This window comes from Amycolatopsis sp. La24, from assembly GCF_029087445.1.
GTDB lineage: Bacteria > Actinomycetota > Actinomycetes > Mycobacteriales > Pseudonocardiaceae > Amycolatopsis > Amycolatopsis nivea.
Genome location: NZ_JARACH010000001.1, coordinates 546,458 through 563,024, shown reverse-complemented (window position 1 = coordinate 563,024; position 16,567 = coordinate 546,458). Strand labels below are relative to the sequence as shown.

The following is a 16,567-nucleotide window of genomic DNA, read 5'->3' as shown; positions in this document are numbered from 1 at the left end:
CGCTGGCGGCGCTCCTGGGGAGATCGTCATGGCGTCCGGAAACCGGCGAGCAGGTCGTCCAGCTCGCCGGGGGCTAAGGCGACCCCGGTCACGTCGGGGGCCGGCCAGCTCGCCGCCTCCGCGTCGCGGCGGCGCTCGACCAGGGTCCGCAGCAGGGCGGCGCAGTGGTCGGCGAGCCCGGCGGCGGTCGCCTCGGTGTGCAGGCGGTCGCTGTAGGACCAGGTGAACCGCAACCGCCCGGAAAGCACCATGGCGTCGACCTCCAGCAGGTACGGCCTGGGTGCGCGGGCGTCCTGGCCCGGACCTTCCGGTTCGGCGGCCGGCTCCCACGGCCCGGCCCCGCCGAACCCGGCGTCCAGCCGTCCGAGGTAGTTGAAGCAGACCGCCGCGGACGGCAGGTCCGCCAGTTGTGCCGCGGCGGGGTCCCCGGTGCGCGAATGGCGGATCAGGCCGTAGCCGAGGCCGCGTTGCGGCACCTCACGCATCCGCTGCCCGACGTGCCGCAGCGCGGCCGCCGGGTCGTGCGGATCGGGCGTCAGCAGGACCGGGTAGACGCTCGTGAACCACCCGACGGTGCGGGAGACATCCAGCGCGGCCCCGAAATCCTCGCGCCCGTGGCCTTCCAGGTCCACCAGCACCGAGGGCTCGCCCGCCCAGCTCGCGATCGCGGAGCTGACCGCGGTCACCAGCACCTCGTCGATCCGGGCCCGGTATGCCGGGGGCACCTCGTGCAGCAGGAGCCGGGTCGTTTCCTCGTCCAGTTCGCGGGTCACCGCGGCCAGCTGGGCCCGGGTGTTGACGTCCTCCAGACCCTCGTCCGCCTCGGGCAGCAGGTCCAGCGGGAGACCGGATTCGGCCCCTGCTCGCGCGACGGAGAGCCAGTGGCCGGTCTGCGCGCCGATCTCGTCGCTGTGCGCGTGTTCGGCGAGCGCCTGCGCCCAGTCCCGGAACGCCGTGGTCTTGGGCGGCAGCTCGACCGGGGCCCCGTCGCGCTCCCGGGTGTACGCGTGGGCCAAGTCCTCCAGCAGGATTCGCCACGAGACGCCGTCGATCGCGAGGTGGTGCACCGCGAGCAGCAACCGGCCGGGACGGTCGGTGCCGAGGTCGAACCACACCGCGCGCAGAAGCAGCCCGGCGTCGAGGTCGAGGGTGCGCTGCGCGGCGGCGGCGCGGGCCTCGACCGCCGCGGCGGGATCGTCGGCCGCGGCGAGGTCTTCCACGGTGAGCAGTCGCGCCGGCAGTCCGGACAGCCCGGCCTGCTCTTGCGCCCAGCCGTCTTCGGTGCGCCGGAATCGCATCCGCAACGCGTCGTGGTGCCGGACCACCAGGCGCAACGCCCGCTCGAGGGCTTCGGTGTCGATCGGACCGCGCGCACGGAGCAGCACCGCTTGGTTGTAGTGGTGCGGGGCCGGGTGCTGTTCGGCGAAGAACGTCGCCTGGACCGGAGTGAGCGGTAGCGAGCCGGTCACCACGCCTTGCTCGGCGTGCGACGCGGGCGAGGCCGGGACCGCGACCGCCGCCAGCGCCCGGACAGTCTGGTGGTCGAAAACCTGCTTCGGGCTGACGGCCCAGCCCGCGGCGCGGGTCCGGGCGACGACCTGAAGGCTGACGATCGAATCGCCGCCGAGGGCGAAGAAGCTGTCGGTCGCTGACACTCGCGGCACGCCGAGCACTTTCGCCCAGACCTCGGCGATCGCGCGTTCGGCGGCCGTTTCCGGGGGGTCGTAATCCTCGGTGGCTTCGGGCGCCTCCGGGGCAGGCAACGCGGACCGGTCGAGCTTTCCGTTCGCAGTCAGGGGCAAGGCGTCCAGAACCACGAGAACGGAGGGCATCATCGACGCGGGCAGCAGTCGCGCAGCCGTCGCCCGGACTTCCGCCAGCAGAGCGTCGTCGCGGTCCGCGACGACGTAACCGGCCAACCGGGGTTCCCCGCGAGCATCGGCCCGGACCGCGACGGCCGCGGCGCGCACGGCCGGATGCGCGGCGAGCGCCGCCTCCACCTCGCCTGGTTCGATCCGCACGCCGCGCAGCTTCACCTGCTCGTCGAGACGGCCGAGGAACTCCAGTTCGCCGTCAGGGCGCCAGCGAGCCCGGTCGCCGGTGCGGTAGAGCCGGTCGCCCGGACCGCCCCACGGATCGGGCACGAACCGCTCAGCGGTCAGGCCGGGCAGACCCGCGTACCCGCGGGCCACCTGCGGTCCGCCGAGGTGGAGTTCGCCGGGCGCGCCGAGCGGCGCCGGCGCGCCGGACCGGTCCAGTACGTACACCCTGGTAGCGCCGAGCGGACGGCCGACCGGGACGAGCGCGTCGCCGGCCTCGGTGAGCTCGCCGTCGAAACACGTGCTGTCGACTGTGGCTTCGGTGACGCCGTAGGAGTTGATGACACGGGTGTGCTCGCCGCCGATCCGCGCGGCCGCCGCGCGATCGCGCGCCGGCCAAGCGTCCGCGCCGGACACCAGCAACCGCAGCGCGGGCAACCGGCCGCCGGACGACTGCACGGCCTCCACTGCGTGCCGGAGCACCACTGGCACGAACTCGGCCGCGGTGATCTGCTGCTCGTCCAGGAGCCGGGCCAGCGCGGCCGGGTCGAGCAGCAACTCGCGCGGGCACAACACGAGAGCCGCGCCTGAACTCAGCGCGCGCGTGACGTCGCCGGTGAACACGTCGAACGTCACGCCCGCCATCTGCAGGTGCCGATCCTCTTCGGACAGCGCGTACGCAGTGCGCCAGGCGGCCGCGGCGGCGCTCAGGTTGCGGTGGCTGACCTGCACGCCCTTCGGACGTCCGGTCGAACCGGAGGTGTGCACGACGTAGGCGAGGCTGTCCGGCAGAGTCGTTCCGGGAAGGTTCTCCGCGGACTCGGAACCGCCGGCGCTGACCGGGATTGCCGGCACGGGCGCATCGCTCAGGTCCTGGTCGGACACCAGCAGCCGGATTCCGGCGTCGCCGATCAGCCGGTGATTCCGGTCCGCAGGCGCGTCCGGGTCGAGCGGCACGTACGCGCCGCCGGCTTTGAGCACCGCCAGCAACCCGACCAGCAGGCCGGGGGAGCGGTCGAGCAGCAGCCCGACCCGCGTCTCCGGACCGACGCCGTGCCGCCGCAGCACCCGGGCCAGCTGATTCGCGCGTGCGTTCAGCGCACGATAGGTGAGCTGCCGGTCGTCGGCGACCACCGCGACCGCATCCGGCGTGCGCTCGGCGTGCTCCTCGGCCAGCCGGTGCAGCGGACGCTCCTCGGACGCCGGGGAGACCGGGGAAATTCCTTGGGACAGCACGGCCCAGTGCGCGTTGTCGTCCAAAATGGACACTTGGCCGACCGGTCGACCGGGGTGTTTCGCGAACTCGGCCAGCAGGTGCCGCAGCTGGGCGAGCAGCTCTTCGGCCGCATCCGCGCTGTAGCGGCTGTTGTCGTAGAGCAGCGACAGCAGCAGCCGCGGGCCGGGAGCGGAGCTGAAGGTCAGCGGATAGTCGGTCTGCTCGACGGCGTGCACCTGGCGTGCTTCGACCCCCGTGAGGGCTTGGCCCGCGGCTTCGTCCACCGGGTAGTTCTCGAACACGACGATGCTTTCGAACAGGCTGCTGCCGCGCGGCACCGCGCTGCAGGCCTGCATCCGCACCAACGGGCTGTAGGCGTTGCTCTGCATTTCCAGCAGGTCCTGGTGCAGCTCTCGCAGCCACTCGCCGACCGGCTGCCGCCGGGGCAGGCGGACGCGCGCGGGCAACGTGTTGATGAACAGGCCGACGATCGACTCGACGCCGGGCAGTTCCGGCGGGCGGCCGGCGACCGTCACGCCGAACACGACGTCTTCCTCCCCGCTGTGGCGGCCGAGCAGCACCGCCCAGACGGCGTTCACCAGTGTGCTGGTCGTGATGCCCAGGTCGCGGGTGAACTGCCGCAGTTGTTCGGTCGCGTCCTCGGGAAGCCGGATCTCCGCGGTGCGGTACCCGTTCCCGGTCCTGCCGGGTGTGCGCGCCGGAAGCGGAGTGGCGGCGGCGAAGCCGCCGAGCCGTGCGCGCCAGAACTCCTCCGCCGGGTCCTGGTCCCGCAGCCACGCGATGTAGTCCCGGTACGGGCGGGCGGGAGCGGCCGGAACCGCCGGGGCGCCGTCGTCGTCGAGCGCTTCGTACCAGCCGAACAGCTCGCGCACGACCAGCGGCATCGACCAGCCGTCCAGCAACAGGTGGTGATGGGTCCAGACCAGTTCCCACTCCTCGTCGGCCAGCCGGAGCAGGGTGAGGCGGATGAGCGGCGGGCGGGTGAGGGAGAACCCGCGTTCACGGTCGGCGGCCAGGAATTCCGCGCTGCGCACGACCTGTTCCGCGCGGTCCAGCGCCCGCCAGTCCACCGTGTCGACGGCGACGGGCACAGTGCGGTGCACGACCTGGAGCGGACGGTGCAGCCGATCCCAGTGGAATGACGTGCGCAGCGCCGCGTGCCGGTTCAGCACCCGCTGCCAGGCGGCGCGGAACCGGCGGGGGTCGACCTTCCCGGTCAGCCGGGCGGCCATCTGCACCACGTACGAGCCGGGCCCGTCCTCGCGGACGGTATGGAACAGCATCCCTTCCTGCATCGGCGAAAGCGGGTAGACGTCTTCCACCGCGCCGTCGGTCGCGGCGGCGAGGCGGTCGAGCGCTGCCTGGTCCAGGTCGGCCAAGGGGAAGTCCGCCGGCACGAGCGCGTCGCCGGATCCGGACCGGACGGCGGCCAGCAACGTGCGCAGGTGCGCGCGGAGCGCGTCGAGCAAGCCGGCCACCGTCTCGCGCCGGTGCAGCGCGCCGTGCGTCACGGTGATCCGGAGGCGGCCGTCGGCGACCAGCGCAACCACGTCGATCAGGTACCGCCTCGGGACGTCCGGCGACTGGCCGGGCCCGGTGTCTTCTTCCGCGGGCAGCCACGGCGAGTCGCCCGCGAAGGACTGGTCCACCTGGCCGAGGTAGTTGAAACACACCTCCGGTCCGGGCAGCGCGCGCAGCCGCTCGGTCGCGGCGTCGGAGCGTCCGTGCCGCAGCAGCCCGTAGCCCAGACCGCCGTCCGGCAGCGCGCGGATCGCTTCGCGGACGTTGCGCACCGCAGTCCGCGGCGGTCCGGCGACCGGAAGGACGAGCGGGTAGATCGCGGTGAACCAGCCGACCGTGCGGGTCAGGTCGGCCGTCCCGGCCATGCCGGACAAGGCGTCCCGGCCGTGGCTTTCCACGTCCACCACCGCCCGGTCGCTTCCGGTCCAGTCGCAGAGTGCGCGGCCGAGCGCGGTCAGCAGCAGTTCGTGCGCGCTGGCCGGGCCGGAGGAGCGGAGCAGGTCTTCGGTGGCGGTGGCGTCGAGCTCGGCGGTCACCGAACCGGCAGCGGCATAGGTGTCGGCCGCCGGGTCGAGGTCCGCGTCGGTCGGCAAGGCTTGGGTCTGCGCGTCGACCAGCACGTCTGTCCAATAGGGAATCTGGACGCTGATCTCGGGGTGGTTCGCGTGCTCGGCCAGACCGGCGGCCCAGTCCCGGAAGGCGGTGGTCTTGGCCGGGAGCGCGAGCGGCGCACCGCGCAGCGCTTGATGATAAGCGGTGGCCAAGTCCTCCAGAAGAATCCGCCAGGAAACGCCGTCCACGGCGAGGTGGTGAGCTACCAGCAGCAGCCGTTCGCTGTCCGCGAGTCTGATGTGGACAGCGCGAAGCAGGCAGCCCGCGGACAGGTCGATGCCCGCGTGCGCCTCGGCCGCCGTTTCGGCGATGGTTTCCGCGTCCGCCGGTCCGGCGACGGTCAGTTGGACCGGCGCCGCGTCCGACAGGGCGGCGATGTCCAGCGTGGTGCCGGACGTCACGCGCAACCGCAGGACGTCATGGTGGGCAACCACTTCGCGCAGCGCCGCACGGAGCGCTTCGGTGTGCAGCGGACGGCGCGGACGCACCAGCAGCGCTTGGTTGTAGTGCTCCGGTGTCGGCAGGTGCTGGTCCAGGAACCACTGCTGGATCGGAGTCGGCCGGACCAGGCCGGACACCGCGTCCTGAGCGCCGGAGCCGGTCGCCGCCGGGGCCGCTTCTTCGACGGCGGACGCGAGGGCGCGCACGGTCCGGTTCTGGAACAGGATTTTGTGGCTGATCCGCAGACCCGTCTTGGCTGCTTGGGTGATCACCTGGATGCTCAGGATCGAGTCGCCGCCGAGGGCGAAGAAGTCGTCGTCGCGGCCCACTCGATCCAGCCCGAGCGCCTTCGCCCAGATGTCGGCGATCGTGCGCTCCGTCCGGGTGGAGGGCGCGGCGTACGACACCGCCAGTTCCGGACGGTCCGCGCCGGGCGCGGGCAGCGCGCCGCGGTCGAGCTTGCCGCTCGGCAGCGACGGGAACTCGTCGAGAACCACGAACGCGGCCGGGACCATGTACTCCGGCAGATCGCGGGCGCACGCCGCGCGCAGCTCGTCGGTCGTGACTCCGGTGTTCGCCACCGCGTACCCGACCAACCGGGGCGCGCCCGGCTGGTCCTCGCGCAGGACCACCGCCGCGTCCGCCACGTCCGGGACGCTCCGCAACGCGGCTTCGACCTCGCCCGGCTCGATGCGGAAGCCGCGCAGTTTGACTTGGGCGTCCAGCCTGCCCAGGAACGCGAGCGTCCCGTCGGCACGGAACCGCACCCGGTCACCGGTGCGGTAAAGCCGCGCACCGGGCGGCCCGAACGGGTCCGGCACGAAACGGTCCGCGGTCAGGCCAGGCCGGCCAAGATACCCGTGGGCGAGGCCGTCCCCGCCGAGGCACAGCTCGCCGGGGACGCCGATCGGCGCCGGACGCAGCTCGGCGTCGAGCACGTACGCGGTGCTGCCCGGGATCGGCCTGCCGATCGCCACCGGCGCACCCGGCAGGCATTCGGCCATGACGGTGCAGATGGTCGCCTCGGTGGGCCCGTACAGGTTGTGGAACCGGCGGCCGGGGGCCCATCGGCGCACCAGGTCGGCCGAGCACGCCTCGCCGCCGACTGTCACGGTGGTCAGGGCCGGCAGCGCCGCGTCCGGGGTGACCGCCAGCGCGGACGGCGGCAGCATCACCGTGGTGACCGCTTGCTCGTCCAGGAGCTGGACGAGATCCGGGCCGGGGAGCGGCCGCTCGCGCGGTGCGAGGCACAACGTCGCGCCGGACGGCAGCGCCATGACGAGTTCCAGCAGGGACGCGTCGAAGCTCAGCGACGCGTACTGCAACACGCGACTCCCGTTGCCGACCTCCAGCGCGCCCGCCTGCGCGTCGGCGAGCGCGGCGATGCCGCGGTGCGGCACCATCGTCCCTTTTGGACGGCCGGTGGAGCCGGAGGTGTAGATGACGTACGCGACGGCGTCGAGCGGAACCGGCGGCAGCGGGGTGTCGTCGCGCTCCGCGCGGATGGCAGGCCACTGCTCGTCGAGGAGCAGGACGTTCTCGTGCCGAGGCAACCGGTCCAGCAGGTCCCGTTGCGACAGCAGCAGTTGCGCGCGGCTGTCCTGGACCAGGTAGGCCAGCCGGTCGGCTGGATACGTCGGGTCCAGCGGCACGTAGGCGGCGCCCGCCTTCATGATGCCCAGCACGCTGATCACCAGTTCGGGACAACGCTCCAGGCAAACCGCGACCCGGACGTCCGGTCCGGCTCCGGCGGCCCGCAGGTGCTGGGCCAGCCGGGTGGCGCGCGCGTCGAGCGCGGCGTAGGTGAGCTGATGCCCGCCCATCGCGACCGCGACCGCGTCCGGGCTGCGCTTGGCCTGTGCGGCAACGAGATCCGCGAATCCGAGGGCTGGCGCCGCGGGGGCCGGGGTGTGGTTCCACCGGCGGGTCAGCAGGTCGTGGTCGGCAGTGGACAGCAGCGGCGCGTCGCGCAGCCGCCGGTTCGGCTCCGTCGTCAGGGCGGCGAGCGCGTCGAGCAGCACGACGGCAATCCGTTCGACGGTAGCCGGCTCGAACAACGCGGTGTTGTAGATCAGCGTGCCGGTCAGCGAATCCGGGCTTTCGACCAGGGCGAGCGCCAGGTCGAACTTCGCCGTTCCGTTGCCGGGCGGCGGGTCAAGCGGCCGGACGCGCACGCCCGGCCAGCCGAGTTCGGGCGAGGACACCCGCTGGTAGTCGCACCCCACCTGGGCCAGCGGCGCGTAGCTGGCGTCTCGTGCGGGACGCAGTTCCTCCACCAGTTGCTCGAACGGCACGTCCTGGTTGGCGTAGGCGTCCAGGCACCCTTCGCGGACCCGGGCGACCAGTTGCGCGAAGGTCGGGTTGCCGCTGAGATCGGTGCGCAGAGCCAAGGTGTTGGTGAAGAACCCGATCAGCCGTTCGGCTTCCTCGGTGGGGCGCTGTCCGATCGGCGTGCCGACCACGATGTCGTCCTGGCCGCTGTAGCGGGACAGCACCAGCGAGAACGCGGCCAGCAGAGTCATGAACGGCGTCGCGCCGATCTCCCGGCTCACCTGGTGCAGCATCTGCCGGACCGGTTCGGGCACGGTGAACGCGTGGCTCGCGCCGTCGAATCCCAGCTCCGCAGGGCGCGGACGGTCGGTGGGAAGTTCGAGCAGCGCGGGCGCGCCGGCGAGGTTCTCGCGCCAGTGCGCGAGCTGCCGCTCCAGCGTCGCACTGTCCAACCAGGACCGTTGCCACAGGGTGTAATCCGCGTACTGGAAGGGAAGTTCCGGGAGCACCGGTTCGCGGTGTTCCCGGAGCGCGGTGTACAGCTCGGTCAATTCGGCCAGCAGGACCTCGAGCGAACGGCCGTCGGCGATGGTGTGGTGCAGTCCGAGCAACAGCACGTGGTCGTCTTCGGCCAGGCGCAGCAGCCGAGCGCGGGCGAGCGGCCCGGCCTGAAGGTCGAAGCGCAGCCGGGCCTCGGAGGCGGCGAGCTCGCGGACGACCGCGGCGGTCCGGGCCGGGTCGAGGCCGCGGAGGTCCACCGCCGGCAACGGCACCGGCGCGGGCGGCGAGATCACCTGCGACAGGGCCCCGGTGCCGAAAGCGGTGCGCAGGGGTTCATGGCGCGCGGCGATGACGGTCAGCCCCGCGGCAACGGCTGCCACGTCGAGGACGCCGGTGAGCCGCAGGCCGGCGATGATCGTGTTGAGCGGCCTGTCCGGAGCCCACTGCTCGAAGAACCAGGCGCGCTGCTGTGCGAACGACAACGGAACGTCCGCCGGGCGGTCTTGCGCGCGCAGCGGCGGCCGCTGGTCCGCGGTCGTGCCGCGGCGAGCTTCGACGTGCTCGGCGAGTTCCGCGACGGTGGGATGCGCGAACAGCACCCGCAGCGGCACGTCGACGCCGAACACCGCCCGGAGCCGGGCATGGACCTGGGCGGCGATCAGGGAGTGGCCCCCGAGCGCGAAGAAGTCGTCGTGGATGCCGACGTTCTCGACGCCGAGAAGCTGTTGCCAGACCCCGGCGACGACCTCCTGCACCGGCGTTCTCGGTGCGGCCGTCTCGACTCCCGACCGCTCGCGGCCGGGCTCCGGCAGCGCCGCCGGGTCGATCTTGCCGTGCACGGTGAGCGGGAACTCGTCCACCACGACGCAATGCGCCGGGAAGAGGTGGCGGGGGAGGCGCCGCGCGAGGTGCTCACGCAGGTCGCCGACCTCGCCGCCGGCGGTGAGATACGCGACGAGCTGATCGTCGCGGAGCCGCACGTGCGCGCCGGTCACGTGCGGATGGGCGCGCAGTGCGGCCTCGATCTCGGCCGGTTCGACGCGGTGGCCGCGGACCTGGATCTGGTCGTCGGCGCGGCCGAGGTAGACGAACGTGCCATCAGGCAGCGCCCGCGCCAGGTCGCCGGTGCGGTACATGCGCGTCCCGGCCGGGCCGTACGGATCGGGCAGGAAGCGTTGCGCGGTCAGCCCTGGGCGGCGAAGGTAGCCGCGGGCCGGTCCGGCGCCGCCGACGTGAAGCTCGCCGGTCCGGCCCGCCGGCACCGGACGCAGGTTCTCGTCAAGCAGGTAGACGCGCAGGTCCGGGATCGGACGGCCGATGACGCTGCCCGCGGCCGGGTCGAGGTCCGCCGCGCCGACCGGGTGCCCGGTGACGTGCACGGTGGTTTCGGTGATGCCGTACATGTTCACCAGCCGGGGCCGGTCCAGGTCGTGCAGCCCGGCCCAGTGCGACAACCGGTCGGCGGCCAGGGCTTCGCCGCCGAAGACCACCGTGCGCAGGCTCGGCAGGTCGCCGGCGACCTCGGTCAACGGAAGGAACGCCGAGGGAGTCTGGTTGAGCACGGTGACCGCTTGCCGGTCGGCGAGGCAGGCGAACTCGGCGGGCGTGCGCCGGGTCAGGTCGTCCACGAGCACCAGGCGGCCGCCGTGCGCCAGCGCGCCCCACAGCTCCCAGACCGAGAAGTCGAACGCGACCGAGTGGAACAGGCTCCACACGTCGCGGGCGTCGAAGCCGAACCACGGGCGGGTGGCGTCGAACAAGCGCGCCGCGTTGCGATGCGGGACCAGCACGCCCTTGGGCTCTCCGGTCGATCCGGACGTGTAGATGACGTACGCGAGGTCGGCCGGGTCGATCCGCGGCGGCGCCGGGTCGGCTTCGGTGCCGGCGAGGAAGACCACCGCCGGCCCGTCCGGGATCCGGTCGGCGAGGTCGACGGTGCTGATCAGCGTCGGGATCTGACTGTCGGACACCAGATAGTCCAGCCGCTCCCGCGGATACTCCGGGTCCAGCGGCACGTAGGCTCCGCCGGCGAGGTGACACGCCAGCACGGCGATCACCTGCTGCGGGCCGCGGTCCACGAGCACCCCGGTCAGCACCTCGCGGCCGACTCCGGCCGAGCGGAGCTGCTCTGCCAGCCCCGCGGCCCGGCGTGCGACCGCGCGGTAGGTGAACTGTTCCCCGCCCCAGACCACCGCGATGGCGTCCGGCCGCTCGCGCGCCTGCCTGAGGAAGCGTTCCACCAGCGTTCCTTCGTCCGCGGAAACCGCTGCCGGGGCGGGGTTCCAGCTCGCGAGGAGGGCGGCTTCCCGCTCCGGCGCGAGCGCGGCGAGCGCAGCGACGGGTGCGTCGAGATTCGCGACGAGCGCGGCCAGCAGGTCCTTCAGTTCGGCGAGCAATCCGCTCGCACCCGCTTCGTCGTACTGATTCCGCGCGTACGCCAGCCGCAGCGTCAGCCGATCGGCGAGCGCCGAGACGAGGGTGAGCGGGTAGTGCGTCTGCTCGCGGAAGCTGACGCCGGCCACTCGAGGACTGCCTGCGGTGTGCTCGTCCAGCGGGTAGTTCTCGAAGACCACCAGGCTTTCGAAGAGGGGGCTGTTTCCGGGCAGTTCGGCCCACCGCCGCGTCTCCGCCAACGGCGTGTGCTCGTACTGGCGGAGTTCGACGAATGCCCGCTGAAGATCCCCGAGCCATTCGGCGACGGACTCGCCGGTCGCCCGGACGCGCACCGGGACGGTGTTGATGAACAACCCCACCATGTCCTCGACGCGCGCGAGGCCCGGCGGCCGGCCGGCGACGGTCGCCCCGAACAGGACGTCGGACTGCCCGCTGTGCCGCGCCAGCAGCAACGTCCACGCGGCCTGGACGAGAGTGTTGGCGGTGAACCCGTGGCTGGGGCCGAGCGCGCGCAGCGCGGCCGTGCCGGATTCGGACAGGTCGAGCCGCACCGAGCCGGTGCCCTCGCGCGCCTCGGCGGTTCCGAACGGCAGCGGGGTGGCCGCGCTGAATCCGGAAAGCGTGTCGCGCCAGAACTTCTCCGCCTGCGCGAGGTCGAGCCCTTGGTACCACGCGATGTAGTCGCCGAAAGCGGGCGCCGGCGCGAGCTCGGCGTCCCGTCCGGCGACCGCGGCGCCGTAGAGCGTCATCACTTCGCCGAACACCCGGGAACGCGACCAGCCGTCCAGCACCGCGTGGTGGTTCGTCCACACCAGACGGTGCTCCCGCTCGCCGAGCCGGGCCAAGGCCAGCCGGAACAGCGGGGCGCGGGCGAGGTCGAAGCCGCGGGCCCAGTCCCGCTCGGCCAGTTCCGCGACGGCCGCGGCCTGTTCGTGCGCGCCGAGCCCGGCGAGGTCGGATTCGGTCCACGGCAACGCGACCTGCCGGTGCACGACCTGCCGTGCCTGCGCCTGCCCAGTCCAGCGGAACGCGGTGCGCAGCGCGGCGTGCCGGTCCATGACCTTGGCCCAGGCGTCCCGGAACGCCGCCGCGTCGAGTTCGCCCGTCAGCGTGCAGCACACCTGCTCCACGTACGGGTCCTTGCCCGGTTCGTAGAGGGCGTGGAACACCATGCCCTGCTGCAGAGGCGAGAGCGGGTAGATGCGCTCGATGCGGGCGTGCTGTCCGGTCATGCGTCCCCCTCGGCGGGCAGCGTGTCGAGTTCGTCCATGAGCTCGGCCAGGTCCGCTTCGGCGAGGCCGGACTCGGCGAAGCGAGGCCCCTGCTCCGCGCGGGTGCCGGGGCCGGGGCCCGCGGCCAGTTCGCGCAGGCAGTCCCCGGCGAGTGTCGCGACGGTCTGCTCGCAGTGAACTGCTGGGCGGTACTCCCAGGTCATCCTCAGCCGGCCGGACAGCTCGACGGCGGTGATGTCGAGCAGGTACGGCCGCCGAGCCGTCGGGTCCGCCGTGTGGCCGAGACGGTCGGGCATCAGCTCGAGCAATCCGCCGGCGGCGGAGCCGGTTCCGCGGCCGAGGTAGTTGACCCGGATCGCCGGGCTGGGCAGCGCGCGCAGGCGGGCGGTGGCGGTGTCCGAGCGGAGGTGGCGCAGGATGCCGTAGCCAATCCCGCCGGACGGTGCGGGCGCGGCCCCGTCGGAGGTCAGCCGTACGGGGTGGATGGTGGTGAACCAGCCGGCGGTGCGGCTCAGGTCGGATTCCGCCCCGTGGACGTCCCGGCCGTGGCCCTCGACGTCCACGACCGCCTGCTGCCCAGTCCATTTGTGCAGGACCCGGCCGAGCGCACCGAGCACCGCGGCGTGCACCGAGGTCTGCGCGGACCGGCCGAGCAGGGCTTCGGTGGCGGAAGCGTCCAGTTCCACGGCGACCGTCCGGCTCTCGCCGTAGGTGCCTGGCCCGCCGGCGCGGTACTCGTCCTGCGGTATCCGGGCGTTGCGCGCCGCGGTCAGCAGGTCCGTCCAGTACGGGATTTCCGCGTCGTGGGCATGCGCCCGCTCCGCGGTCCGCACGGCCCACTCCTGATGCGAGGTGGTTTTCGCGGGCAGCCGGACCGGGTGCCCTGCCGCGGCCTGCTGGTACGCGGTCGCGAGGTCTTCGAGCAGGATGCGCCAGGACACCCCGTCGACGCCGAGGTGGTGTGCGACCAGGACCAGCCGCTGAGCGGCGCCGTCGCCGGCGAGGACGGCGCGGAGCAGGCAGCCGGACGCGGTGTCGATGTCCTGCTGTGCGTGCACCACAGCCGGTTCCAGGTCGTCGGCGGTGCGCAGCAGTTCGTGCTCGGCGATCGGTGCGTTGTCCAGCGTCCAATCGCCGTCGGGGGTCCGGGTCAGGCGCAGCCGCAGCGCGTCGTGGTGGACGACCAGCGCATGCAGTGCGGACCGCAGCGGCCCGGCACGCAGGCTTTGCCGCGGGCGCAAGCAGATCGTCTGGTTGTACCGCGACAGGTCGGGCAGGTCCAAGCCGAGGAACCAGCGCTGGATCGGCGTCGCCGGCACAGGTCCGGTCACCGGTCCCTGTTCCGCCCGGACGGGCGCGGCGCCGGTCGCGCAGGCAGCGGCGAGAGCGGCGATCGTCGGGTGCTGGAACAGCAGCGGGGGCGTCACCGCGAGGCCGGCTTGGTTCGCGCGCGAGACCACCTGGATGCCCAGGATCGAGTCGCCGCCCAGTGCGAAGAAACCGTCGTGGCGGCCGACTCGGTCGACGCGGAGAAGTTCGGCCCAGATGGCGGCGAGAGTCTCCTCCGCAGGGGATTCCGGCGGCGCGTACGCGGTGGCGCCTGCCGGTTCGGGAAGCGCCGCGCGGTCGAGCTTCCCGTTGGCGGTCAACGGGATCGCGCCGATCGGCACGATCGCTGACGGGACCAGGTAGGGCGGCAGGTGCGCGCCGCAGTGCGCTTGCAGAACTTCCGGGGTGGCGCCGGAGACGACATACCCGACGAGCTGCGGCGCGCCGTTGCCGCTGCGGACCACGACGGCCGCGTCCTGGACGTCCGGATGCCGGCGGAGCACCGCGGCGGCCTCGGCTGGTTCGACCCGGTACCCGCGCAGCTTCACCTGTTCGTCGTCGCGGCCGAGGAAGACCAGGGTGCCGTCGGCGCGCCGGCGCGCCAGGTCCCCGGTGCGGTAAAGCCGTTCGCCGGGCAGGCGGGGGTCGGGAACGAACCGCTCGGCGGTGGCCGCGGGGTCGGCGAGGTAGCCGCGGGCCGTCGCGGGACCGCCGACGCACACCTCGCCTGCTGTCCACAAGGGAGCGAGGTCGAGCCGGTCGTCCAGCACGTGCACCCTGGCGTGCGGGAGCGGCCGCCCGAGCGGCACCGGGTCGTCCGCCGCGGCGACTTCGTGGCTGAGCACGCCGACGGTCGTTTCGGTGGGGCCGTAGTGATTGAGCAGGCGGCAGTCCGGCGCCAGTTCCTGTACCGACCGGACCAGATCGGCGGTCAGCGCCTCGCCGCCGAGGACCAGCCGTCGCTTCGGCAGGACCGCCGCCGGTCGCGGGCCGTCCAGCAGCGCCCGCAGGTGGGACGGCACGATCTTCAGGCAGTCGATCGGGTTCCGGTCCGCGTAGCCTGCCATCCGCGCCGGGCTGTTCGCGACCTCGCGGGACAGGACGTGCAGCGTGCCGCCGGTGCACAGCGACGGGTAGACGACGGTGTGCCCGAGGTCGGCGGCGAAGGTGGAGACAATGCCGTACCCGCTGCCCGCGGGCAGATCCAGCACGCCCGCGATGCCGCTCGTATAGCGGGCGAGGCTGTCGTGCGTGACCGCGACGCCCTTCGGCGTGCCGGTGGAGCCGGAGGTGAAGACGACGTACGCGAGGTTGGCGAGTCCCGCTCCGCCGACCGGGTCGGTCGCCGGTTCGCCGGCCAGGCTCGGGTCGGCCGGGTCGATCGTGCCCGCACCGCCTTCGGCCAGGACCAGCCGCACGCCGGCCTGCTCGAACAGGGCGTCGCGGCGGGCCGGTGGCAGGTCGGCGTCGACCGGCAGATACGCCGCGCCGGATTTCAGCACGCCCAGCAGCCCGGCGAGCGAGCCAGTTCCCCGCCCGGCCACCAGGCCTACCCGGTCTTCCGGCCGTACGCCGGCCCGGCGCAGGCGGTGCGCGATCCGGTTCGCCCGCTCGTTCAGTTGCCGGTAGGTGAGCCGGTCCTCTCCCGCGACGACCGCCGTCTGCTCCGGCCGGAGCGCCGCTTGCTCCTCGAACATCGTGTGCACGCAGCGATCCGGAACCGCGGCCGGGGACGCGGGCAGCCCGGCGGCCAGCGCGCGGCGCGATTCTTCGCTCGGGGACATCGGCAGCGACTCGATCCGCGCCTCCGGTTCCCGCACCGCGGCGGCGAGCAAGCACTCGTACATCGCTGCCAACCGGCGCGCGTCGCCGGTGGTCAGCCGGGCGGTGTCGTGGTGCAGCGCCAGCCGGATCGTTGTGCCGCAGCGCATCCCGTCGAGCAGGACCGGGAACGGTTCGCGGTGTGCGACCGCGAAAACGACCGGCCAGTCCGACCGCGCCGGCAGCGCTGTCCAGGCGAATCCGGCACGCGCTGCCGGGGTCTCGCCGAACGCGGCCGCATCGAAGAATTCCTGGTTTTCCGCGAGCTTCCGGGTTTGATCCGCCACCGCGGCGACGGACTCGGCGAACGTCTGTGCCGGGTCGGCCGCCGCGGCGTGCGGCAGCCACTGGACGTACGAGCCGACCGCGTGCCGCATCTCCGCGTGCGGCCGGTTCGCCGCCGCCGAGGCGATCCGGACGACGCTGCCGGCCATCCGGGTGAGCAATGCCTGCCATGCCGCGGCGAACACGGCGTCGAGCGGCCACTCCCGCTGCTGCGCGAGCGCGACGACTTCGGCGGGCAGTTCGACCGGTACGGTCGCCGGGCGAAAGCCTTCCGCCGCACCGGTTCGCTCGCAGGGGAGCGCTTCGGCCGGCGGGAGCGCTGCGAGGTGCGTCTGCCAGAACTCCCGGCCACCGGCGGTCTCGGGAGCGGTCAGGACATCGTGCTGCCACTCGGCGGCGTCGGCGTACTGCAACGGTTCCTCGGGCTGCGAGCGTCCCTCGTAGCTCTCGCGGATCTCGGACAGCAGGACGTGCAGGGACACCGCGTCGACCAGCCAGCCGGGCATCGTCAGCAGCAGTTCGGCCCGGGAATCGGACAGCAGCACCAGATCGGCCAGCACGAGCGGACCGTCCGGGAGATCGAAATCCGTGCCCGCGCGCGCTCGCGCCAGATCAGCCGGTTCGGTGCCGACGTGCACCGCATACGCCACGCGCGGCGTCGGCTGGATGACCTGAATCGGCAAGTCCATGCCCGCGGGCCGGTGGAGCACCGTCCGCAGCGCTTCGTGGCGCAGGCACCCGCTTTCGACGGCGCGGCGCAACCGCTCGCGGTCCAGGTTCCCGTCGACTTCGGCGCGCGCCTGCGCCGGGTAGACACCGCTCGGGTCGGCCTGGTGCACCAGGCAGGCACGCTTTTGCTGAGGGGAGAGCCGGTAGCCTTCCAT

General features: G+C 73.0%; 2 protein-coding genes. Both read right to left on the bottom strand.

Annotated elements, in window-relative coordinates:
* Positions 1 to 26 precede the first annotated feature (26 nt).
* Positions 27 to 12,248 carry a non-ribosomal peptide synthetase gene (locus tag PUT80_RS02675; RefSeq protein ID WP_275290969.1) on the bottom strand — a complete coding sequence of 4,074 codons (12,222 nt, stop codon included), beginning with the start codon at positions 12,246 to 12,248 and terminating at the stop codon, positions 27 to 29.
* Positions 12,245 to 16,567 (bottom strand): amino acid adenylation domain-containing protein, encoded by a 4,323-nt coding sequence (locus PUT80_RS02670; protein ID WP_275290968.1) that lies wholly within the window; start codon positions 16,565 to 16,567, stop codon positions 12,245 to 12,247. Before PUT80_RS02670 ends, PUT80_RS02675 begins: the two co-directional genes overlap by 4 nt.

What these genes read in the sequence shown, in the direction of transcription:
- PUT80_RS02675 (WP_275290969.1), bottom strand. Translation starts at nt 12,248, where the DNA reads ATGACCGGACAGCACGCCCGCATCGAGCGCATCTACCCGCTCTCGCCT.
- PUT80_RS02670 (WP_275290968.1), bottom strand. Translation starts at nt 16,567, where the DNA reads ATGGAAGGCTACCGGCTCTCCCCTCAGCAAAAGCGTGCCTGCCTGGTG.